This is a genomic window from Arthrobacter ginsengisoli, assembly GCF_031456935.1.
Classification (GTDB): domain Bacteria; phylum Actinomycetota; class Actinomycetes; order Actinomycetales; family Micrococcaceae; genus Arthrobacter; species Arthrobacter ginsengisoli.
The window spans coordinates 54,816-74,689 of sequence record NZ_JAVDVQ010000020.1 but is presented as its reverse complement, the minus strand read 5'-3'; the positions used below and the strand labels follow the sequence as shown (position 1 = coordinate 74,689).

Sequence of the window (19,874 nt, the reverse complement as noted above, 5' to 3'; positions counted from 1 at the left end):
ACTCCCATCTTCATGACCACCGGAGGCTCCATGTCGCCTCCGGACACCCACACGCTGGCCCCGACCACAGGCAGGTCATCTCATTTTCGGACTAGTGCCTGTGACTACGCGTAGGCGGCGGGGGTGTGATTTCCAGCCGCAGGGACAGCGCCATGGCCGGATCAATCACCGACGGCGTGAAGGTTGCCCTGCGCTATCATGACGTCCTCCAGCATGTCCCGGCCGCCGCCGCGGAGGCAGCCCGCGCGGCGGCCGCTTCCCACAACGCCGACCTCCTGGTGGCAATCGGCGGCGGCTCCGCCATCGGCCTGGCTAAGGCCGTAGCGCTCACCACGGGACTGCCGATCATCGCCGTGCCCACCGGCTATGCAGGTTCCGAGGCCACGAATGTCTGGGGGATCACTGTGGACCACCGCAAGACCACCGGCGTCGACGACCGCGTCCTGCCGGCGTCGGTGATTTACGACGTCGGGCTGACGCTTTCGCTTCCGGTGGCACTGTCAGTGGCCTCCGGTTTGAACGCCTTGGCGTACTGCATCGATGCGCTCTGGGCACCCCGCGCCGATCCCGTGAACGCAGCACTCGCCAGTGAGGCCATGCGCCTGCTCGCCCGCGGACTGCCGGCTATCAAGGCAGACCCCCTCGGTGCGGCGGGCCGGGAACAGGCCCTGAGAGGAGCCTTCCTGGCCGCGACGGCACAAGATCTGCCACGTCCTGGGCGGAACCTTCAATCTTCCGCACGCCCAGACGCACGCCGTGATGCTTCCGCACGTTACTGCCTTCAACGTGGCCGCGGCGCCGGAAGCGGAAGCACGCATCGGGGCCGCGCTGGACAGCGCGGGCGCCGTCACCGGGCTGCAACGCCTTTACAAATCACTCGACGCCCCGCTTACCCTGCAGGAACTCGGACTTCGAGAAGACCGCATCGCCGAATCTGTGGACCTCATACTGCCCCATGTGCCGCCGTCGAACCCCCGCAGCATCGACGCCGCGGACCTGGAACGGCTGCTGCACTCCGCCTGGAAGGACGACACCCCATGATTTCACTGGTACACCACCTGGCACTGCTGTTCCACCTCAACCGCCAGCAGGACCTGGTCCTGTGGGACGAAGACCTGGCCACGCCCACGCTCAAGCTGACGTCATCGGCCTGGGTGGGCTGGCACGAAGAGGACCCCAGGCCTGACGAAATCGCCGATCGTTGGCGCAGGGGGAAATATCGCGGGCGCCAACTTCCTGCCGCTGACTCCGTTCGTTGTCGCGGATCATTTGCGCGGAGTGCAGCACATTGGCCTCTGTCCCTTGACTGAACAGGACACCTGTTGGTGGGTGGCGGCGGACTTTGACGGAGGCGCCGCAATGCTGGATGCGTTGGCGTAAGTTGGGCTGCTCGCTTTCGGGAATTGCTGCAGCGTTGGAAGTATCCCAATCGGGACGTGGCGCCCACGCGTGGATCTTCTTCAGTACAGCAATACCGGCATCCGCAGGACGCCAGCTTGGCACAGGTCTCATCCACGAGGCGATGGCATTACGTGGCAGCATGAGCCTCCACGTATATCTATCAACGCGACCGCGCATCCCGGATCGAGTAAATCTCTGAGGTGCGGGGTCTTTTTAGTTTTGGGCAAGAGAAAAGCCTCAGCCTTTCAGGACCAAGGCTAGTCCCATGATTCAGGCGCAGACAATACGCATATGATTGACGGCGAACCACCTTGGGGCCAATGCCAGACCGTCGTTGTAGGCCAAAACCCAATCCTCGTAGCGACGCTGGTTGCCGTTCCAAGTGGTCAGACTTTCTAGCGTCGGTTCCTCGAACTTAGAACTTGTTGTGAAAGAGGGCTTAGGTGCTGGTGACCAAGTTGAACGCTCACTCATCGGCTCTCTCCTCACTGTTTAGATATTCGGATATCTGCTGCGCAATCTCGTCGGTGATTCCCGTTTGCCAGTTGGTCTTGAAGAGCGGCTGAGCGGCATAGAAGTCAGTGTCATCATCGAGAATGGCATATCGCGTAACGTCCGGATGCTGGTCCAGCCACATCTTCACCTCCTCGCCACGAAAACCTGTGTCTGCTGTCGGAGTAACGTCAAAGGTCTTATAGACCTGTCGATCAACTTCTTCACGGCCGCCTTTGAAGATCCGCCATGTCGACGTAAGAACAATGGCTGCGTCAGTGTCGAGGATGATCTTGCTGACCTTGGACGCCAGGAAAGGATCGATGCCCATGAAGCCGCGAAAGCTCTGTCGCGTACCCACCCGGTTGACGACTCCATCGATGTCGAGGAATAGAACTTTCACTACTGCAATTCTCCTGCGTCATCTAATGCGCGTGCTGGTTTTAGGAGGGCTTTCTGAGGGGTATCTCCATATGGAGACACCCCTCAGCAGTGGCCGACTCCGATGTAGCTGGTGTCCAGAGCTGCGCGGTCTCATTCTGGGCAGCGGCTTGGCTATTCGCGTTGCTTTGGCGATCCCGGCGCAGCCTAGGTGGCCTTGCCCAAACCCAATTTTGGTACCTCTGGTTCCATTTCTCCATTGATCTAGCCATGCTCGGTGCTGGACACACGCTTTGTATCCTGAGTCTCGAACCACAGGAAGCGAGAGCTGGCATGGTCCCTAAGTTCGACGAGCCCATAGTGGCGGGTGTAAGCAACGGCTGTCCTTATGTTGTTGCCGGATAGTTTTCCGCGGCCGTTGTAGGGTCGTGGCTACCCGAGGGACGCGGGTATGGCTTTGTTGCTGTGGCCGGACGACTAACCTCGTTACGGCTCCGTAGGATTGGCCGCCCGCCACCCCGCGATGACCCGACAGCTCATTGAGAGACGCGACATGATCGCCGGATAAGGACACGACGGCGCGGTTATCTGCCGGGTTCCACCCCTGAGGGAAAACAGAGGCCGGCCCCTAACAAGGCCGGCCTCACCCGTCAACAAGGCTGCCCCACCTGCCAAGGCCCTTCCAGCCAACATGCAGCGACGCACCGGGTGGAAAGGTCCTCGCTGCGAAAAACGGCTACGAGCCATAGAGACAGGAAGATCTCCACCGGAACCCCGCCTGCCAGGGAGCGCAACGCGCACAATATGAACTAAGTCTGCTCAGGCCTCAGCCGGGGAAAAAGCGCCTCGGAATTGCCGCGGTCTATCGCCGCGCGCACGGAGGGGTCCAGCGGATAATTCTCATACTCCATATTCAGGAAATCGATCGCCGCAGAGGGTGCGAACGGGAAGTCAGTTCCGTAAGTGATGCGGCCCGGGTCAGCTACCTCGAGCAGGCTGGGCAGGGCCGCCGGGCTGGCGGATAGGGCCACGTCGTAATAAAACCGCCGCAAGATGGACTGCTTCTTATCTCCCAGCGCCGCCAGCGCGCTGAGGGCCAGGTCCTTATTGTTGAGCATCGTCAGCAGGATCCTGTAGGCGATGTAAGGCACGAAGCCGCCCGCGTGGGCCAGGATGAACCTGATTCCCGAGAACTTTTCCATCGCACCGGACAGGATAAGGCTGATAGCGGTGCGGGTGGTGTCGAGCAAGAAATCTGCGGCAAAGGCGGGTATGCCCGGAACCGCCGGAGCGGGCAGTTCAGCGGGGTGGATGAACACTACGGCCCGGCGGTGGTGCAGGAACTCCAACAGAGGCTCAAAGCCAGGATTGCCCAGATAGCGGCCGGCGTTGTTGGCCAGCAATACGATCCCGTCCGCGAGCAGGGTGTCCAGGGCGTACTGGGCCTCCGCCAGGGCGCCTTGCACGTCCGGCAGCGTGAGCGTCGCGAAGAACCCGAACCGCTCAGGCCGGGCCGCGACCACCTCTGCACTGTATTCGTTGATCTCCCGCGCCCGCCGCCGTGCCTCCGCAGCGTCCCCGAAGTACACGCCGGGCGTGGACAGGGACAAGATGCCGGTCTGCACGTCGTGCCTGTCCATGAACTTCAACGCTGAGCGCTCGGACCACGACGGCAGGCCAATGCCGCCGGGGCGGATGCCCTTTTCAAGCATCCAGCGCGCATACCCAGGCGGAACGATGTGCTGGTGAGTGTCAATGCGGTACGGCCGGCCCATCCGGATCCTTGTCCACGTGCTCGTTTCGCTGATACGAGGGACCCTCAGCGCATGTGAACAATCTACTCGCAAATCCGACTCATGAGCAGACCGCCGGACGGTGCCTGGGACTGAGCTCGACCGTCAGTGGGCGCTCTTCGAAATCGTGTGTACCAACCGCCGCGGGCGCTGGGAGCCGTTATCTTAGTCGCCCTGCTGGTTCTCCGTGGTCAGCGCGCGTCCGGGGGCGAGGTGACAGGTGACGGCAGAGGCTAGAGCGCGTATATGAACCTGCTTTGACTATCTCGGAGATGGACAGGTCCCGGTCGCGAAGGTAGGCGCCATAGCCGAGTTTCGCCGGATCGACCACAATAGGCCGGCCGATCCGCTCGCCTCTACTAGCAGCAACGGCATGGTGGGGGAGAAGGGACACCGATACAGGTGCCGCCCCGCCCCACGTGAGGAGGACACCCACCCAAAGAACATGCCGCCTCTACGCTTGTCGAGGTTGGGCAGTTGCAGGACGCCCATGGGTTGCGCCGCGTGGTGTTTGCTCACGGCCCAGGGCGGCGTATTGAAGTGCGGGTTCGGCGCCGGGCATGGTGGGTTCTGGGGCCAGGAGGGCCCGTTGCCCGCATCTGGTCCGGCACTGGGCGGGAATTTTCGGTCGGGGTCGGCGTTGGGTCTGAGTATGAAAGCAATCGTGTACCGTGCCACCGGTGATCCGTCTGTTCTCGAGCTCGTCGACCGCGAGATCCGCGACCCGGGGCGCGGGGAGGCGCGCGTGCGGATCATGGTCTCCGCGGTGAACCCCACCGACTGGAAGTCGCGCCGCGGCACCAAACCGGGCGAGCCCTTGCCCTTCGCGGAGGTCGTGCCGAACCAAGACGGCGCCGGAGTGGTGGACGCCGTCGGACCCGGCGTCGAGCATCTCAACGTCGGTGACAGGGTCTGGCTGGCCTTGGCCGCCTACCAGCGCGCCGACGGCGGGACAGCTCAGGAGTTCGCCGTGCTGCCGGCCGAGCGGGTCTTTCCGCTGCCGGAGAACGCCGGGTTCGACCTCGGCGCCAGCCTGGGCGTTCCTGCGGTCACCGCCCACCGGACCCTGACCATCGCCGAGGACGGCCCGCGGCGGCTGCACCCGGGAAGCCTGGACGGCAAGGTGGTTCTCGTCGCTGGAGGGGCCGGCGCTGTGGGCCATGCGGCGATCCAGCTCGCCAAGTGGGCCGGCGCCGTGGTGATCACGACCGTAAGCGGACCGGCGAAGGCTGCGCTGGTCTCGGCCGCCGGCGCTGATCATGTCATTAATTACCGGGAAACCCATGCGGCCGCGGCGATCCGCCGGATCGCTCCCAACGGCGTCGACCAGATCGTGGAGGTGGCGCCCGCTCAGAACGCGGAACTCGACCTGGCAGTGATCCGCAACCGCGGCTCCGTCGCCGTCTACGCCAACAACGGCGGCGATCAGCTGAGCCTGGACGTGCGCAGGCATTTCAGCCTCAACGTCCGCTACCAGTTCGTGCTGCTCTACACCGTTGGCATGGCGGCGGTGCAAGCCGCCGCCGAGGACATCAATGCGGCCATCGTCGACGGCGCCCTTCCGGTGGGAGAGGCTGCAGGTCTGCCGCTGCATCGCTTTGACCTGGCTGACACTGCTGCGGCCCACACGGCGGTGGAAGAGAGCATCGTCGGCAAGGTGCTAATCGATGTGTCAGCGGGCTAGCCGATAACGCATCGGGATCATCACGCCGTACAGCCACGGGACTGAGCGGGCCGAGCAGTCCGGACGGAACACCGGTAGCCCGGTACAGAGCGCCTCGGCCTCCGAGTTGAGGTCCAGGCCCCGGTTTCCTGCGCCGGCGATGACAATGATCCGGTAGTCAGGCGCGATTCTGGCGGTAGTGCGATCCACCAAGGCCGTCGACAGCAGTTGACCGCCGGGTGCCCCGGCGTCGTCAGGTTTCTGCAGCCGATCGAGGAGCAGGAACGCTGCAAAGGCCGCTTCGTCGGCAACTGGTTGGGCGACGGTGGTCAGGCCGAGCACCCAGCTCATCGGATGATCGTCAATGCCAATAATGGAGATGTCCTCCGGGCATGAGAACCACTGTTCCTTCAGGGCCATGAGCGCGCCAAGGCGACCTCATCGCACACGGCGAAGGCCGCTGAGGGAAGGTCGCCCCGGTGCCGGACAAAGGTCGTGCGGAGCTAGGAACCCCCCCCAAAAATCACCTGAATTCATTTACCCGTGTAAGCCTCGGACAGGGCCATGCGGGCACAAAATAGCGCCACGGAGTTTACTCCGTGGCGCTTGCTTGCTGATGAATTGCCTGACTTTATGAACTGCTCGATTGCAGGCGTTTGCGTTCCGAAATGTGCTCTACCAGTTCGCCCACACGCTCCTCCGAGTAGTTGCGCGCGATGTCACCCTGGCTGATTATGCCGACCAACTTGTGGTCAGCAATGACCGGGAGCCGCCGGACTTGGTACTTCTCCATCATTTCGATGGCGGCATCAACGTTCGCATCGGCGTCAATCCAGTGGGGCGCACCGGTGGCGAGGTCGCGGGCCATCATCTCGCGTGGATCACGGCCCAAGGCAACGCACCTGAGCACGATGTCTCGGTCAGTGATCATGCCCTTCAACTTGCCGTCGTCACCACAGATCGGCAACGATCCGCAGTCCAGATTCAGCATGATCCGTGCGGCATCTACGAGGGACTGGTTCTCCTTGATGCACTGTGCATCCGTACTCATGAATTCACGTACGGCACTCATTGGTCCTCCTTCATCGATTGAGGTATCGACGCAGAGTCACCGGGCACATGCGCCGATGCTGCCAGCCTACGCCGGGGCCAGCGCCGTTGTCGACGCCGGTTCCTCCTTTTTGGGAGCTTCCGTTAACCACGAGGGAGTCGGGCAGTTCTTCGTTCTTTCGGGCATGGCCGGGCCGGTCATCGGAAGGCCAGTCAGGATGGCATTTCCGGGCACCGTTGCACGGTCAGATGAAACCGGGTTCCTTCTTCCGGCGTCTTGTCCCTGTCGGCGCGGATGTGTATCGACGGGTCGAAGTCCAGGCTTCGTGCGTTGCCGCGTCTGTCATTCCTGCCAACGGGCGGGGCTGCTGCGCGGCGGGCAATTGCCGGGGTTGAACCGTTCGGGTCAGCTGCCGGTGCAATTCAGGACCGAACGCGATGGCTCAGGCCCGTGTTTCCCGGATAGTGCGGTCGTGGAGGGGCTGGATACCCCGGATGGCAGCGCGGGTCTCAACGCCGGTGCGGGCTTCGATTTCCGGAGCCAGCTGATGGGCAATGCCGCCCAGCCGCCGCCGGCCAAAGGTGTCCAACCCGCGCTCGGAGTGCCGTGATTCCATGCGCGATGGGGGTGCGCGTTCTCAGGGTCGGAGCTTGGCCGCCAGATGGCGGCATGCCGCAACTACGTGGTCAACGTCCCGTTGTGCCCAGTTGCAGGAGCTCACGGAGCCGCGTTCTGGATGCCGGCGTCCGCTACGACGGAGGTCAGTGTGTCGAGGGCGGCCGTGACGGGTCCGTTCAGGCGCGACAAGAGAATGTCGGCTTGGTTCTTGGTCCGGAAACCGACGATTCCTTCGAAGTCTCAGCAAATCCGTGCACCCGCGCCATCTGGCCTCGTGAACTGGTGCGGGCGACTCCTGAAAATGACACCGTGCTGGGCATACAAGCGGAAGGCCGGCCCCTTTTGGGCTGGCCTTCCGCGTCTAAAGAGCTGGCTCCTGGCAGGAATGCATCAAGGCAAGGACACAAACGAGCTGGCCATATCGTTGAATTCAAAGCGGCCAAGATCCGGGAACTCGACATACGGCAGCCCGATAAGGTACAGACGACGACCCCCGTACCACGTGTGCTGGAACAGGATGTTGCCGCCCCATGCCTTGGCCGACGACGCGGCGTCGTTGAACTTGTAGGGCCACCACTTGAAGTTCGGCCAAGTGACGGTAAAGAACTTCGACCCGCCGTGGAAGTCGCGATCGCGGTAGAGGAGCGCCGATCCGACCTCCGCATATCGGTGGTACTGGTCTACCCGGGCACGATGCTCCTCGGGGTCTAAATGCTCAAGGTCGTGGCTGAGAAGCTCACCTACACGGCTCTGCGCCCGCTGCATTAGGAAGTACTCCACGGTCATGTCGGGATCGCCCACCACCTCCGCACGGATAGCGTTCACCCGATCCTCTGCGGCCTTGAGACGCTGAGCGATACCTTCGTCAGCACGTGCGACGATATCGACGACTTCTTCCGTCGAGACACCGTCGTGGACCTCTGGCTCGCTGTCGCCGACCTGGATGACGACCGCAGCACTGTTCGCTTCAACTTCGGAGGACATCGCGTTGATCCTTTCGCTCTGGGGGGAGGGGGAGCCGTAAGCGGCTGCAGCAAGTACAGCAGTCACCCCGTTACCGAGCCGTTACTGGCATGCCCAGTGTGCCTGCGTCGCAACCTTGGTTGCATTGTCTGTCTTGGCGTGCCTCAGTCTGTCTGTGTGTCTTTCTGTACTGATGAAATTGCTTGTTTCGGCGTCTGCTGCCGGTGGGGGCCGGTGCGGGGGTGGGGTAGGCCCTGCCCGCTGGACTTGCTGCCGCCCGCTCCGAGCCCGTCAACGGAACCTCGGTGGCGGAGGGGCCTACGGTCTGAAAACTCCGTAGCGGCCCAATATTTACAGCTCGCTTTGGCGGTTCTAGGCGATGCCGGTGATGAGGGTAGAGCGGGCCATTTCGACGACGTCGTCGGTGATGGGGATCCTTATTGGGCCGATGGCCCCCGTATGCTCAGGGCTTCATTGACGGGGGCGAAGGCCACTCGATCCAGGACAAGTTCGATCTCGCGGATTTTGTCTGCGTTGATGGTGAGCAGCTCGATACACCTGATGGCGCCAGCAGCCGTATCGGTGATGAAGTCGTACACGACGCAGGCACGGTCCTGCGCGGTGAAGACCTCCCGGATGTCGTTGCGGACCAGCGCCGGGAGAAGGCGCTTGAGCGCCATGGTCCACCCGGCCTTGTCGAGCGTCGTACCGGCGAAGGTGGCTACGAGATCCTCACCGAGCAGGCTTCCAAGGGCGTCCATATCGTGGGAGCCAACGGCCTGGATGTAGGAGCGTGTGATCCCTTCGACGCTGGAGTCCGGCATAGGAAATCCTTTCTTGCGCAACGGAGGGGCCCGCCAGGGGCCATGAGCAAGCCAAGAACCCGCGGCTGGTCACATCGTTTCCCAGAAGCCTAGCGTCCGGGGAATAGGACGGGAAGCTCCGCTCACATGGGCTTTCGCCCGGGGCGAAGGGCCGGATTCCTTATGTTTCCGGGGAGTCCAGTGTTTGCAGAGGCTGGAATGCAGTTCGACTCCCACCTCGGGCGCAGTGTTTGCGATACGACTAAGACCCCTCGCGAGAGGGGGTCTTGGCTTTAACCTGTGTACGTTGGCCGGGTCCGGGTCTTTACTCCACACGCACGTTCACCGTCAGGGTGATAGGGGACTGCCATGGGTCGCCGGTCACGATGTCGAGGACTGCCCGCCCCGTCTCGACGGCGCGGAAAAGGACCGTGCCAGGGGCTCCGAGCGGGCTGAGCACCTGGCCGTTTGTCCCGACCACGCTGTCGTTAAGAATTCCGATGAGTTCGATGGCAGTTCCGGTCCGGAGGTGACCGCCCGTGGCTGCAAACTGGAGAACGTCACCGACCCCCACCACCAGTTCCGCGGGCAGGTCCTGCTGACGGGGCTGGATACTGATCAGCCGGCTCACGTCGCGGACTCGTGTCTGGAGGACGCGCCGCTTTCCGCCGGCGAGTCGGTCATGTCAGACGTTCACGTCCTCCGACGGGTCCCAGTCAATCCGACTGGACGCCGCCTTCGCCTGCCCGTTGTCCACCGTTGAGCGAAGGACCTTGGGGTAGATCAATGCGGCGAAAGCGGCGTCGGTGGCGTTGATGTCCAGCCCGCCGCGGATCGGTTGGCCGTCAAATGTGATCTCGCCGGGCAGTTGGTAGCACATGATCGAGTCTTGGTCCGGCTCTGTGCCGATGATTGAGTTGCCTCCCAGCGGAGTCAGGACCTGCTGGTCGACCATCGCCTGGTCCCAGCCCTGGGTCCTGAGGAAATATGGGTAGGCCTTCGCGGGATCGATGCGGTCCACGAGGGCCTTGCGCATGTGCTCGTGCGGAAACCCAAGCGTATGTCCGGCCTCGTGGCGGATCACCCTTTTGTACTCACTTTCCGGAGTGTTCATAGTGAAACCCTGCAGGTTCATGGTCTGCCTGTTGGGCGGGATGAACTTGATGTCGGTTCCGAGATAGGAGTAATACCCTCCAGAGCCCCGGGATATACGCACATCGCCGGTTCCGGAAGTCTGGGCGAATGAGATGCCTGCGCCTGCGGTGTTCGACCAGGCATTGAGATGGCTGACGATGCGGGTTCGCAGCTCTGACGGTGTGTTCTCCATGAAGCTCACCGACAACTGCTTTGGCTGCGGACCCCAGTATTTGCTTACGAAGAGGGTGAGCCGCATTGGTTCGAGGACGGGCGTGTCGCCGAGGGAGAGCATCTGCAGCGGCGCATTCACCGGATTTATCCGCATTGCCGCTTTGGCCGCTTTCTCCCACAGCCGATCGGGCAATGGCATGATCCGGCAGCCGGTATTTACGTCGACCTCGCCGTCACTGGAATATTCCGCGCCCGGGTCCGCTCCGGTGCCGGTGAAGCGCGCGGTTATGTTTGAAATTTCCCGTAGTGCATCCTGGAGCTGGTTTGCGTTGCTTGTCATCAGTTTTTCTCCGCTTCTGTTCCTGAATTCATCATTGGTGAGGGAAGTTCGTGAGCCTTTGTTTCGTTGGTTTCCTGTCATCTGCCGTCGACCGAAAACGTGCGGGCTGGGTGGCTACAAAAAGCGTAGGATTCCGGCGTTATTCTGCCGTTACAGGCAGGGCAGTCGCGTGGTATCAGCACACCGGTGATCTCTGCCCGTAGAACCGGTGCATACGCCAGGCCGTTAACCGTGCTCACTTGTCCCGGCGGCTCCGAAGCGGCCTTATTCGTGAAGAGATCGGAGAAGGTGCTTCCCCTCGGGTTCAGAATGCTGTCGACAAGGGCCCGGCCAGATCAACGAACCTCACGGAACCCTTTGGGTCATGCCAGTCTTATCAGCGCTCGGATGCCTTCGCGGCTTTGATGACGGCCTTGGCAGCCTGCTTGCTTGCTGGCGCGCACTTTCTGCAGCGACTCGGGGTCCACAATGTCGGCGACAGAAAGACGTCCGCAACGGACGTCGGTGTTTTTTGGTTCTTTTTCACCCGCATTGGGTGAAGACTGCCCCCACTGGAAGCGCTAGCTTGGAGAACATGTGATTGACCGGCCCGATAGCTTGTGCAAACTCACTGAAGGCTCCCGCCGTCCAGCGGACGGCCAGGAAGGAGAAGGGATGCTCAACTATTACCACGGGCGCACCGAACCCGCTCTCCCGCGGTGTGGCCGGTTGGGCAAGTCGACCCGATCTGGAAGAAGGACATTCGGAGTGACCCGAATCGTCATAGGCGAGGAGGGTTGCCGGGAATGAGCGAGCCTGCCGCGTCGCCGCCCAGTATCGATCCGGTCGCCGTGATTCGTTCCAGGCAGTACATCGCTGCGCTCGTGCTGGCAGCGGTCCTGGGCGTTCCCATCTCGATCATTGCGTACGGTTTTCTCGCTTTGGTCGCGGCACTCCAGCGGTTCGTCTTCGTCGGGCTGCCGAATCAACTCCTCGGGGGTCCTGTTCCCGCGTGGTGGCCGGTTCCGTGGTTGGTGCTGTGTGGGCTGTTGACGGCGTTGACCATCCGGTATCTGCCGGGAACCGGCGGCCACTCACCCGCTTTCGGATTCAAGACCGGCGGCGGTCCGGCCAGCGGTCGGGAGCTCGTGGGCATCGTTCTCGCGGCGCTGACCACGCTCAGCCTGGGTGCGGTGCTCGGGCCCGAGGGGCCGTTGATCGCGATCGGTGGCGGCCTCGGGGCGTTGGCGGTGCACCTGGTGAAGAAAGACGCTCCGCCCATGGCCCGGACGATCATGGCGTCGGCTGGCAGCTTCGCAGCGATCAGTACCCTGCTCGGGTCTCCCGTGCTCGGTGCATTCCTGATCATGGAGGCCGCCGGGATCGGGGGAATGACGCTGAGTCTGATGGCCCTGCCCGGGCTGCTCGCTTCTGGCGTAGGGGCGCTGGTCTTCGTCGGCTTGGACGGCTGGACCGGGTTGGGCACCTTCTCGCTGGCGCTGCCCGTAGTGCCGCCCGCGGTGCCTCCAACGTTGGCGACGTTGGGCTGGGCGGTGATTATGGGCGCGGTCGGCGCCCTGTTGGGATGGTTGATCCGCTGGGTCGCGCTGTCGCTTCGTCCGGTCGTGCATCTGAACCGGGTGTTGGTGACGTCAACGCTCGGCTTGCTGATCGGTCTCACCGCGATGGCGTACCAGTTGATCTCCGGGCGCAGCTTCACGCAGGTGTTGTTCTCGGGGCAGGACGCACTTCCGGAGCTGGTCGAAGACGCCGCGGGCTACTCGCTTGCTGTGCTGGTCCTGCTGATCGCTTGTAAGACCTTGGTCTACGGGCTCTCGCTGAGCGCATTTCGTGGTGGGCCGGTGTTCCCGTCGATGTTCATCGGCGCGGCGCTCGGCATTGCTGCCAGCGGGTTGCCCGGAATGAATCTCGCGGCAGCAATCGGCATGGGCATAGGCGCCATGTGCGCAACTATGCTGCGGCTGCCGTTGACATCGACGCTGCTGGCCACGCTGCTGCTGGGAGTGGACGGTGTGGCCGTAACACCCCAGGTGGTGGTGGCCGTGGCGGTGGCCTTCGTGATCACCAATGTGCTCCCGGTCCCGGGCCCGAAGGCCCCCGTGGCGCCCGACGATGTCGGCAGCGTCCAGCATCGGGCCCCTTCGAGGGCTGATCACCCAACTGAGATCCCGCGCGCGGGCCGTTCGACCGCACGGGGCCGGTGGACCGCCTGGTTGTTCATCATTGGTTCGAGTCTGTTCGCCTTGGGGGCGGTGCCGTCATACGCCGAGGCCGTGGGATTGCGCTTGAGTGCAGCCACATTCTTCGTCGGTTCGCTGTTCTTCACCTGCGCGGCGTTCCTGCAGTACCGCCAAGCCGTTGACGCGCTCCCGGACGCGGGTACCACGCGGCGCCATTCGTTTTGGGTGTGGGCGCCGCGGAATCTCGGCTGGCTCGCCGGCGCGGTTCAACTTGCCGGCACACTGTGGTTCAACTGGAGCACGGGAAATGCACTGCGGGACAATCTCAGTGCTGCGCTGACGGAGCAGCGGGTGTGGCGGCCCGACGCTCTGGGTTCAGTCGCCTTCCTCATTGCAAGCGGTGTCGCGTTGCGGGATGCCGGTCGCGGCGCCATTGCCGGCCGGCCCCGGTCTCGGACGTGGAAGATCGCCCTGATCAATGTGGCCGGCTCTGTTGCGTTCGGCGTCTCGGCTGTCGCGGCCTTTGTCATACCGTCGAGCGGCGATGTCTGGAACGCCGAGCTGTCCAATCTCGGCACACTCGTGGGAGCCCTGTGCTTCCTCACCGGCGCGATTCTGATGCTGAGTCCGGAATCCACCGACGCCTCGGTTCCCGCGGACCGGGGAACTCAAAAGTAACCCCTCTTTAACAGTCTCCGAAGGAGAAGTGATGTCTGTAAATTCCCAGCCGGCCGATGCCGACGTGGCGCTGTTCGGCAACCGATTCGTGACCCAGGAGGTTCCGAGCCGGGAGTTTCCGGAGACCGGTATTCCTGCTCAGGACGCTTTGCGGCTGGTATCGGAGGACCTGGCACTGGAGGGTGATCCAGCCCGGAACCTGGCGACCTTCGTGACGACCTGGATGGAGCCGCAGGCCCAGCAGATCATCGCCGCGAACCTGCACCGCAATTTCATCGACCACGCCGAATATCCCCGCACGGCCGAGATCGAGCAGCGCTGCATTCGGATGCTCGCCGACCTCTTCCACGCGCCCGGCGAGACGACGGGAGCCCGGACCCAGGGATCGTCCGAGGCGATCATGCTCGGCGGTCTGTCCCTGAAGTGGAACTGGCGCAAGCGCCGCGAGGCCGCCGGCGCGTCGACGTCGAGCCCGAACCTGGTGTTCGGCGGCGACGTGCATGTCGTGTGGGAGAAGTTCTGCCGCTACTTCGACGTCGAGCCGAGGATCGTGCCACTGCAGCCGGGGAAGTACACGATCGGCCCGGATGACGTGCAGGCCCATGTCGATGAGAACACCATCGGTGTCGCTGCCGTGCTGGGTACGACGTTCACCGGGCACAAGGACGACATCGTTGGCATCAACGACCTGCTGCTACGGATCAAGCGTGAGCGAGGCCTTGATGTGCCGTTGCATGTGGACGGGGCCAGTGGGGGGTTTGTCTGGCCCTTCCTCTACCCGGACTCTGAGTGGGACTTCCGGCTCGAGCAGGTCCGCTCGATCAATGTCTCCGGGCACAAGTTCGGACTGGTCTATCCCGGGATCGGCTGGCTGATCTTCCGGGAGAAGGCCGACCTGGCCAAGGACCTCGTCTTCGAGGAGAACTACCTCGGCAAGACCGACTCGACCTTCACCCTGAACTTCTCCACCGGCTCGTCGATGGTTCTCGCGCAGTACTACAACTTCGTGCGCTACGGTCGCGCCGGATACACCTACATCATGCAAAACATGCAGACCAATGCCCGCGTCCTCGCCGAGAAGTTGGACGCCATGGGCCGGTTCGAGATCATCGGCCCCGACGAGGAGCAACTTCCCCTGGTCGCGTTCCGGCTCGCCGCCGACACTGGGTACAACGAATTCGACATTGCCTGGCAGCTCTCGGCCGAGCGCGGCTGGATGGTGCCGGCCTACACCCTGCCGCCGAATGCCCAAGACGTGACGATCATGCGGGCCCTGGTCAAGGAAACGATGAGCCGCGAACACGTCGACACGCTCGCCCGAGACATCGAAGAGGCGTGCGCCACGCTGGCGAAGAAGGGCGGCGCGCACGAATCCGAACGAAAGAAGATCATTACGGGACCCGGCCATTGACCCAGGGCAACGGTGAAACACCGGGCCCGACACATCCGACCGGGCTGACGCGGGTACACCGCAACCGCAAGCCTTAGACGGACCCGACGGCGGATCGCTGGAGTGAGAGCGTGGCGACCGTCGACCGTCTCGCCGGACGGCACGACGGCGGTCGCCCAGGGGCCCCGTCAGTCATGGTCAGCGCGGTCTGGCGATCGGTCGATGCGGAGCAAATGCCATTGCCATGCGTCAAGTCCGATGAACAGCCCGTCGACGAGATCGTCACCGGCGCGGTCGAAACTCATGTCCCGGGTGGGGTCGGTCAGCTGCCACCGGTGACCACGCAGGTCCGGCCACGGTGCTTTCACGTGACCTGTGGCGGGCGCGTCGCTGAGATTCACGACGATCAGCCACCTGGTGGCGCCGTCCCAGCTCCAGGCGACGAGGTTTTCGAAGCTGTTCTCGCCCGGCCACCCGGACCGTTCACACGTTTGCCAGTGCCCGTCCCGAAAGGTCGGGTCGGCGACAGCCGCCAGAAGCCGGCGGTAGAATTCCGCGAGCTGGTCATCGACCGGCTCGGCGGGGAAACGACCGAGAAACACCGGAAGGCGTACCCGCCGCCCCGACAGTTGCCCGTGGTGAATGAGCCGTGCCCCGGTCTGGGTCAGTGCGGCCACCGCCGCTGCCCGTGTACGGCCGGGCCCGAACGCCGCGGCGGCCCGGGGCTCGTCGTGATTCTCCACGAACCGCACAAGGGCGTTCTGATACGGGCGCTCGGCCAGCAGGTGTAGCCGCACCTCGTCGGCACTACTACCGAGAAGACGGTCATACAAACGCTTGTCGTAGCAGTAATCGAAGCCTTGCTGCATCAAGGACCACTCAAGGTCCCAATAGGCTTCGGCGAGGAATTCGAAACCGGGGTGGGTTTCACGGACGGCGGTGATCAGCGTTGGCCAGTACTCCGTGCTCGGTGCAGGACCGACCCGAACACCCCACGTGCGGGCAAAAACGTCGTTCATGACCAACATCGCCATGTCGCATCGCACCCCGTCGCACTGATCGGCGATCGATCTCACTGTCTCCACGGCCGCCGATCGAAGGGCGGGGTCGAAGGCGTTGAGCTGAACGACATCCGGCCACGCCGGAAAGTAGGGGTCCCGCCCGTTGGCGAGCACTCGGCCGCCTACCTCGAGGAAGGACGTGGGATCCCGGTCCCGGTCCGCGGCCGTCCCCTGCACGAAGAGCTCGGGCGTCTCCATGGTCCACGGGTGGTCCGGTGCGACATGGTTGGGCACGAAGTCCAGGATCAACCGGATACCCCGCATCGCCAGCGCCTCCCGGGCGGCGGCAAGCCCGGCAGGGCCACCCAGGCGGTCATCGACCACATAGTCCCTGACGCAGTACGGCGACCCGACGACATCCTCGGAACGCCAATCGGGAAGAGCGGCCTGGAAGTCGGACCGCAGGGCCGGATTTGCCAGTGCGATCGCGATTCCGGCGGGGCTGCGACGCCAGACCCCCATCAACCAGACCGAGTCGAAACCCAGACCGGCAATCTGGTCCCAGTGCCGTTCCGGGACGGAGCCCAGATCGATTGGTTTGCCATCTTCCGCGCTGATTGATTCGAGCCATGCCCATGTGTTGATCTCGTAGATGAAGGGATGGGCTACCGGTGGCGACAGGCCCGGTGGCCGGGCCGCCGCTGCCCTCTCTTCCATCGCAGCGCCCTCGCTGATTATGACTCTCCGGACACGGGCCGGGTCCTTAGTCTCGTTGGACATGGGTTCCCGGCTCCGTTTCCTGTGGTCCTGGCATGGCACCTGGGTCCGCGTTGTCCTGGAACACCATCCTGTCGCTATGGCGGGGTGGGTCCAGGAGGAGCTCCGCGACCAGAGCGGTCCACCCGGTCTGGTGCATGGCACCGAGTCCGGCCCCGTTGTCGCCGTGGAAGTACTCATAGAACAGCAGGTTGTCCTTCCACGCTGGATCGTTTTGCAGCAGGTCCACGCCACCGTAGACCGGTCTGCGTCCGTCCGGCCCGGGGACCCAGATGCTCACCAGCCGATCGGCGAGGTCACCGGCAATCTCTCGCAGGGTCAGCTGCTGGCCGGATCGGGTGGGGTATTCGACGGTGAAGTCGGGGCCGAAGAACTGGTCGTACTGCAGCAGGGCACGGATGATGAGGTAGTTGACCGGCAACCACACCGGTCCACGCCAGTTGGAATTGCCGCCGTACATCGCGGTCCGCGATTCGGCTGGTTCGTACTGGATGGCAGCGGTGGGCAGCCCGGGAACTGTGTAGGGGGTGTTGTGCCGCTTGGAGAGCGACCGCAGGCCGTGCGGAGACAGGAATGCCTCCTCGTCGAACAGGGTGCCGAGCAGCCGGGCGAGCTTGTCCATCGGGACGACCGACAGCAGCGTCCGCCGGGACTCCCCGGTGCCACGGACCTGCCAATCGAGGATCTCGTGCCGATCGGTCTGTTCCAACCGGAGGGCGAACCGCTTCCGCAGCCGGCGGTTCCGGTCCGTGTCCTGGGTGGGAAGCGCGACCGCGGGCAGCGCCGGGATCAACCCGACGAGGGTTTGCACCTTGATCGGGACGCTGATCCCGGAGGGGCCGGTGAGCCGGTCGTAGAAGAAGCCGTCCTCGGCGTCGTAGCAGCCTGAATCCTCCAGTGCGTCCATGATCAGCACGGTCTGTTCGAGGAATTTCACGACCATGTCCTCGTAGGCGTCGTCGTGTTCGGCGAGTTTGGTGGCAAGGGTGAGCATAGCCACGGAGTAGTACGCCATCCACGCGGTGCCGTCGGCCTGGTCCAGCTTGAAGCCGGGCGGGAGATGCGAGCGGTCGATCGGGCTGATGTTGTCCAAACCCAAGAAGCCGCCACCGAACAGGTTGTTCCCGTCGGGGTCCTGCCGGTTGAGCCACCAGGTGAAATTCAGCAGCAGCTTGTGGAACACCCGTTTCAGGAAGCCTAAGTCGGTGCCGCCGTCGATGACGAACACGCGGAGGGCGGCCAGCGCATGGACCGGTGGATTGACGTCGTCGAAGCTCCACTCATAAGCCGGGAGCGCCCCGTTCGGATGCTGGAACCACTCCCGAAGGAGCACCAACAGCTGGTATTTGGCGAATGCGGGGTCCAGGTGCGCCCAGGTGACGGCGTGAAACGCCAGATCCCAGGCCGCGAACCACGGGTACTCCCACGGGTCGGGCATGGCAAGCACATCGAACGAGTCCAGATGCCGCCACCCCGTGTTCCGGCCGTTACGATGCCCGGCTGGCGGCGCCGGTTGGGCGGAGTCGCCATCCAACCACCGGTTGACCCGATACGGGTACATCTGCTTGCTCCAGACCAGCCCCGCGCAGGACTGGCGCAATACCCGCATTTGTTCGGCGCCGATTTCGGCCGGGGCGATTGCCGAGTAGAACTCGTCTGCTTCGCGCTCCCGGTCTGCCATGACGCCATCGAAATACGAGTCGAACCACGCGGGAGGGGGTGCAGTGTGGTCCGGGATCGGCCGGTGCAGCCGCAGCCGCAGCTCGACGCGGCCCCCGCCCGGCACGGTCACCTGATACCACCAGGCTGCCTTGGTACCCTGATGTTGCGGATTCACGGTGTCGGCGCCGGAGACCACATGGTCGTTGATACCGTCCTTCGGATAGGCGGTGACCGGCGCCGACCCGAACAGCCGCGCCGTGTTCGTCTCGTTGTCGCAGAACAACGCCTGTGGCCGCGCTCCCTCCTGAGTGGGAGCGGCGTCGAGCCGGTAGCCGGACAACCGTGGGTGCTCGACCGCCACCCCGTCCCCGTCCAGGAACAACGACGGCGCCTCACCGCCGGAGGCGCGCCACGTGTTGCGGAACCACATGGTGGGCAACACCGAAAGCACCGCTTCCTCGGAGGAATGGTTCTCGATGGTGATCCGGGCGAGTACCTCGGTCGGTGAGGCTTTCGCGTACGCGACATCCACGGACCAGTACCGGCCCCCGTCGAAGACACCGGTATCCATCAACTCAAACTCGGGTTCGTCCCGGGACCGGCGGGCGTTCTCCTCAATCAGCCGCTGATAAGGAAACGCTGCCTGCGGGTAGTGATACCGCCACCGCAGCCATGCATGGCTGGGCAAAGCGTCCGGGTACCACCAGTATTCCTTGACGTCCTCCCCGTGGTTGCCCTGCGGCCCCGTCAGCCCGAACATCCGCTCCTTCAGGATTGGATCGGCCCCGTTCCACAGCGCCAACCCCAGGCACAGGTCATGGTGAATATCGGACAGCCCCGCCATGCCGTCCTCGTTCCACCGGAACGCACGGGACCGGGCGTGATCGTGTGGGAAATATTCCCACGCGTCGCCACTGTCGCTGTAGTCCTCCCGAACCGTGCCCCAGGCCCGCTCCGACAGGTACGGCCCCCACTCGTACCAAGGATTCGCCTCGAACAGGACATCCTCCGCGGTACCCGTTGCCTCGGCCAGCCGGGCATGTTCAGCGGTCACAACCCGAGGGGCCGCGGGCGGAGTCGTATCGTCGGTCATGGGGGTCCTCCCAGGAAGCGGTGCCGGCCGAACCTCTCAAGACATGTCCCGGATGGCGGCCCCAATACCTGGTCCACCGACTCTCTGCGACGTCATGCGCCGCGCCGGGTGTGCCCTCTGGCATGACGATAGCAGGCGGCGCAATGCCCTAGTTGCCCCGCAGCAACAATTCACCTATCGTTCACGTCGGCGCGGCTCGTGGTCCGACTGGACGAGGAGCGAGGTCTGCAGCGATTCAAGGGCGGCAGCCGGAAGTAGCGCTGCCCGTCGAGTGCCTCCA

Annotated in this window: 16 protein-coding genes and 2 pseudogenes; 7 read left to right on the top strand and 11 right to left on the bottom strand. The window is 63.7% G+C overall.

Annotation, left to right across the window (positions count from 1 at the left end; genetic code table 11):
- Positions 1-152 precede the first annotated feature (152 nt).
- The 4 genes and pseudogenes from J2X01_RS17725 to J2X01_RS22065 all read left to right on the top strand — a co-directional run bounded on the left by J2X01_RS17725 (position 153) and on the right by J2X01_RS22065 (position 1,600).
- Positions 153-1,041, top strand: a pseudogene (locus tag J2X01_RS17725) (maleylacetate reductase).
- Positions 1,038-1,310 carry a hypothetical protein gene (locus J2X01_RS17720; RefSeq protein ID WP_310060459.1) on the top strand — a complete coding sequence of 91 codons (273 nt, stop codon included), beginning with the start codon at positions 1,038-1,040 and terminating at the stop codon, positions 1,308-1,310. Before J2X01_RS17725 ends, J2X01_RS17720 begins: the two are co-directional and overlap by 4 nt.
- Positions 1,270-1,380, top strand: a complete 111-nt coding sequence (locus J2X01_RS22070) for a hypothetical protein (protein ID WP_374724993.1) — start codon at positions 1,270-1,272, stop codon at positions 1,378-1,380. Before J2X01_RS17720 ends, J2X01_RS22070 begins: the two co-directional genes overlap by 41 nt.
- Positions 1,367-1,600 carry a TOTE conflict system archaeo-eukaryotic primase domain-containing protein gene (locus tag J2X01_RS22065; RefSeq protein ID WP_374724992.1) on the top strand — a complete coding sequence of 78 codons (234 nt, stop codon included), beginning with the start codon at positions 1,367-1,369 and terminating at the stop codon, positions 1,598-1,600. Before J2X01_RS22070 ends, J2X01_RS22065 begins: the two co-directional genes overlap by 14 nt.
- 267 nt (positions 1,601-1,867) lie before the next feature.
- On the opposite strand, the gene J2X01_RS17715 is transcribed toward J2X01_RS22065, so the two are convergent.
- Together J2X01_RS17715 and J2X01_RS17710 are read right to left on the bottom strand one after the other, a co-directional pair.
- Positions 1,868-2,296, bottom strand: a complete 429-nt coding sequence (locus J2X01_RS17715; protein WP_310060457.1) for an HAD domain-containing protein — start codon at positions 2,294-2,296, stop codon at positions 1,868-1,870.
- Positions 2,297-3,083: 787 nt separating this feature from the next.
- Complete coding sequence (locus tag J2X01_RS17710; protein ID WP_310060455.1) at positions 3,084-4,049, bottom strand: amidohydrolase family protein; 966 nt, start codon at positions 4,047-4,049, stop codon at positions 3,084-3,086.
- 670 nt (positions 4,050-4,719) lie between these two features.
- Here J2X01_RS17710 and J2X01_RS17705 point away from each other — a divergent pair.
- Entirely contained in the window at positions 4,720-5,751 is a 1,032-nt protein-coding gene (locus tag J2X01_RS17705) for an NADPH:quinone reductase (RefSeq protein WP_310060453.1), read from the top strand.
- Here J2X01_RS17705 and J2X01_RS17700 read toward each other — a convergent pair.
- From J2X01_RS17700 to J2X01_RS17670, 7 genes and pseudogenes are all read right to left on the bottom strand, one after another.
- Positions 5,740-6,150, bottom strand: a complete 411-nt coding sequence (locus tag J2X01_RS17700; RefSeq protein ID WP_310060450.1) for a substrate-binding domain-containing protein — start codon at positions 6,148-6,150, stop codon at positions 5,740-5,742. The two genes, J2X01_RS17705 and J2X01_RS17700, sit on opposite strands and share 12 nt — an antisense overlap.
- 211 nt (positions 6,151-6,361) lie before the next feature.
- On the bottom strand, positions 6,362-6,802 hold the full coding sequence (locus J2X01_RS17695) for a CBS domain-containing protein (protein WP_310060447.1): 441 nt from the start codon (positions 6,800-6,802) through the stop codon (positions 6,362-6,364).
- Positions 6,803-7,268: 466 nt separating this feature from the next.
- Positions 7,269-7,406, bottom strand: a pseudogene (locus J2X01_RS17690) (6-phosphofructokinase); the annotation flags it as partial.
- Between the two features lie 383 nt (positions 7,407-7,789).
- Entirely contained in the window at positions 7,790-8,383 is a 594-nt protein-coding gene (locus J2X01_RS17685) for a hypothetical protein (RefSeq protein ID WP_310060444.1), read from the bottom strand.
- Between the two features lie 416 nt (positions 8,384-8,799).
- Positions 8,800-9,186, bottom strand: a complete 387-nt coding sequence (locus tag J2X01_RS17680) for a nuclear transport factor 2 family protein (protein WP_310060441.1) — start codon at positions 9,184-9,186, stop codon at positions 8,800-8,802.
- Between the two features lie 304 nt (positions 9,187-9,490).
- Positions 9,491-9,796 carry a hypothetical protein gene (locus J2X01_RS17675; protein ID WP_310060437.1) on the bottom strand — a complete coding sequence of 102 codons (306 nt, stop codon included), beginning with the start codon at positions 9,794-9,796 and terminating at the stop codon, positions 9,491-9,493.
- Positions 9,797-9,850: 54 nt separating this feature from the next.
- A complete protein-coding gene (locus J2X01_RS17670) occupies positions 9,851-10,894 on the bottom strand; it encodes a zinc metalloprotease (protein WP_310060434.1) in 1,044 nt (347 codons plus the stop codon).
- Between the two features lie 704 nt (positions 10,895-11,598).
- Here J2X01_RS17670 and J2X01_RS17665 point away from each other — a divergent pair.
- Both J2X01_RS17665 and gad read left to right on the top strand, forming a co-directional pair.
- Positions 11,599-13,671 carry a chloride channel protein gene (locus tag J2X01_RS17665; RefSeq protein WP_310060431.1) on the top strand — a complete coding sequence of 691 codons (2,073 nt, stop codon included), beginning with the start codon at positions 11,599-11,601 and terminating at the stop codon, positions 13,669-13,671.
- A gap of 31 nt (positions 13,672-13,702) precedes the next feature.
- Positions 13,703-15,082, top strand: a complete 1,380-nt coding sequence (gene gad, locus J2X01_RS17660) for a glutamate decarboxylase (RefSeq protein ID WP_310060428.1) — start codon at positions 13,703-13,705, stop codon at positions 15,080-15,082.
- A gap of 167 nt (positions 15,083-15,249) precedes the next feature.
- Here the strand turns inward: gad and J2X01_RS17655 are convergent, their stop codons facing one another.
- Together J2X01_RS17655 and J2X01_RS17650 are read right to left on the bottom strand one after the other, a co-directional pair.
- Positions 15,250-16,779 carry an alpha-amylase family glycosyl hydrolase gene (locus tag J2X01_RS17655; protein ID WP_310060425.1) on the bottom strand — a complete coding sequence of 510 codons (1,530 nt, stop codon included), beginning with the start codon at positions 16,777-16,779 and terminating at the stop codon, positions 15,250-15,252.
- Between the two features lie 46 nt (positions 16,780-16,825).
- Positions 16,826-19,594, bottom strand: a complete 2,769-nt coding sequence (locus J2X01_RS17650; protein ID WP_310060423.1) for an MGH1-like glycoside hydrolase domain-containing protein — start codon at positions 19,592-19,594, stop codon at positions 16,826-16,828.
- Positions 19,595-19,874: the final 280 nt, after the last annotated feature.

Excerpts from the sequence above, each read along its gene's own strand:
- J2X01_RS17720 (WP_310060459.1), top strand. The coding sequence starts at position 1,038 with ATGATTTCACTGGTACACCACCTGGCACTGCTGTTCCACCTCAACCGC.
- J2X01_RS22065 (WP_374724992.1), top strand. The coding sequence starts at position 1,367 with ATGCGTTGGCGTAAGTTGGGCTGCTCGCTTTCGGGAATTGCTGCAGCG.
- J2X01_RS17710 (WP_310060455.1), bottom strand. The coding sequence starts at position 4,049 with ATGGGCCGGCCGTACCGCATTGACACTCACCAGCACATCGTTCCGCCT.
- J2X01_RS17705 (WP_310060453.1), top strand. The coding sequence starts at position 4,720 with ATGAAAGCAATCGTGTACCGTGCCACCGGTGATCCGTCTGTTCTCGAG.
- J2X01_RS17700 (WP_310060450.1), bottom strand. The coding sequence starts at position 6,150 with ATGGCCCTGAAGGAACAGTGGTTCTCATGCCCGGAGGACATCTCCATT.
- J2X01_RS17695 (WP_310060447.1), bottom strand. The coding sequence starts at position 6,802 with ATGAGTGCCGTACGTGAATTCATGAGTACGGATGCACAGTGCATCAAG.
- J2X01_RS17685 (WP_310060444.1), bottom strand. The coding sequence starts at position 8,383 with ATGTCCTCCGAAGTTGAAGCGAACAGTGCTGCGGTCGTCATCCAGGTC.
- J2X01_RS17680 (WP_310060441.1), bottom strand. The coding sequence starts at position 9,186 with ATGCCGGACTCCAGCGTCGAAGGGATCACACGCTCCTACATCCAGGCC.
- J2X01_RS17670 (WP_310060434.1), bottom strand. The coding sequence starts at position 10,894 with ATGACAGGAAACCAACGAAACAAAGGCTCACGAACTTCCCTCACCAAT.
- J2X01_RS17665 (WP_310060431.1), top strand. The coding sequence starts at position 11,599 with ATGAGCGAGCCTGCCGCGTCGCCGCCCAGTATCGATCCGGTCGCCGTG.
- gad (WP_310060428.1), top strand. The coding sequence starts at position 13,703 with ATGTCTGTAAATTCCCAGCCGGCCGATGCCGACGTGGCGCTGTTCGGC.
- J2X01_RS17655 (WP_310060425.1), bottom strand. The coding sequence starts at position 16,779 with ATGGAAGAGAGGGCAGCGGCGGCCCGGCCACCGGGCCTGTCGCCACCG.
- J2X01_RS17650 (WP_310060423.1), bottom strand. The coding sequence starts at position 19,594 with ATGACCGACGATACGACTCCGCCCGCGGCCCCTCGGGTTGTGACCGCT.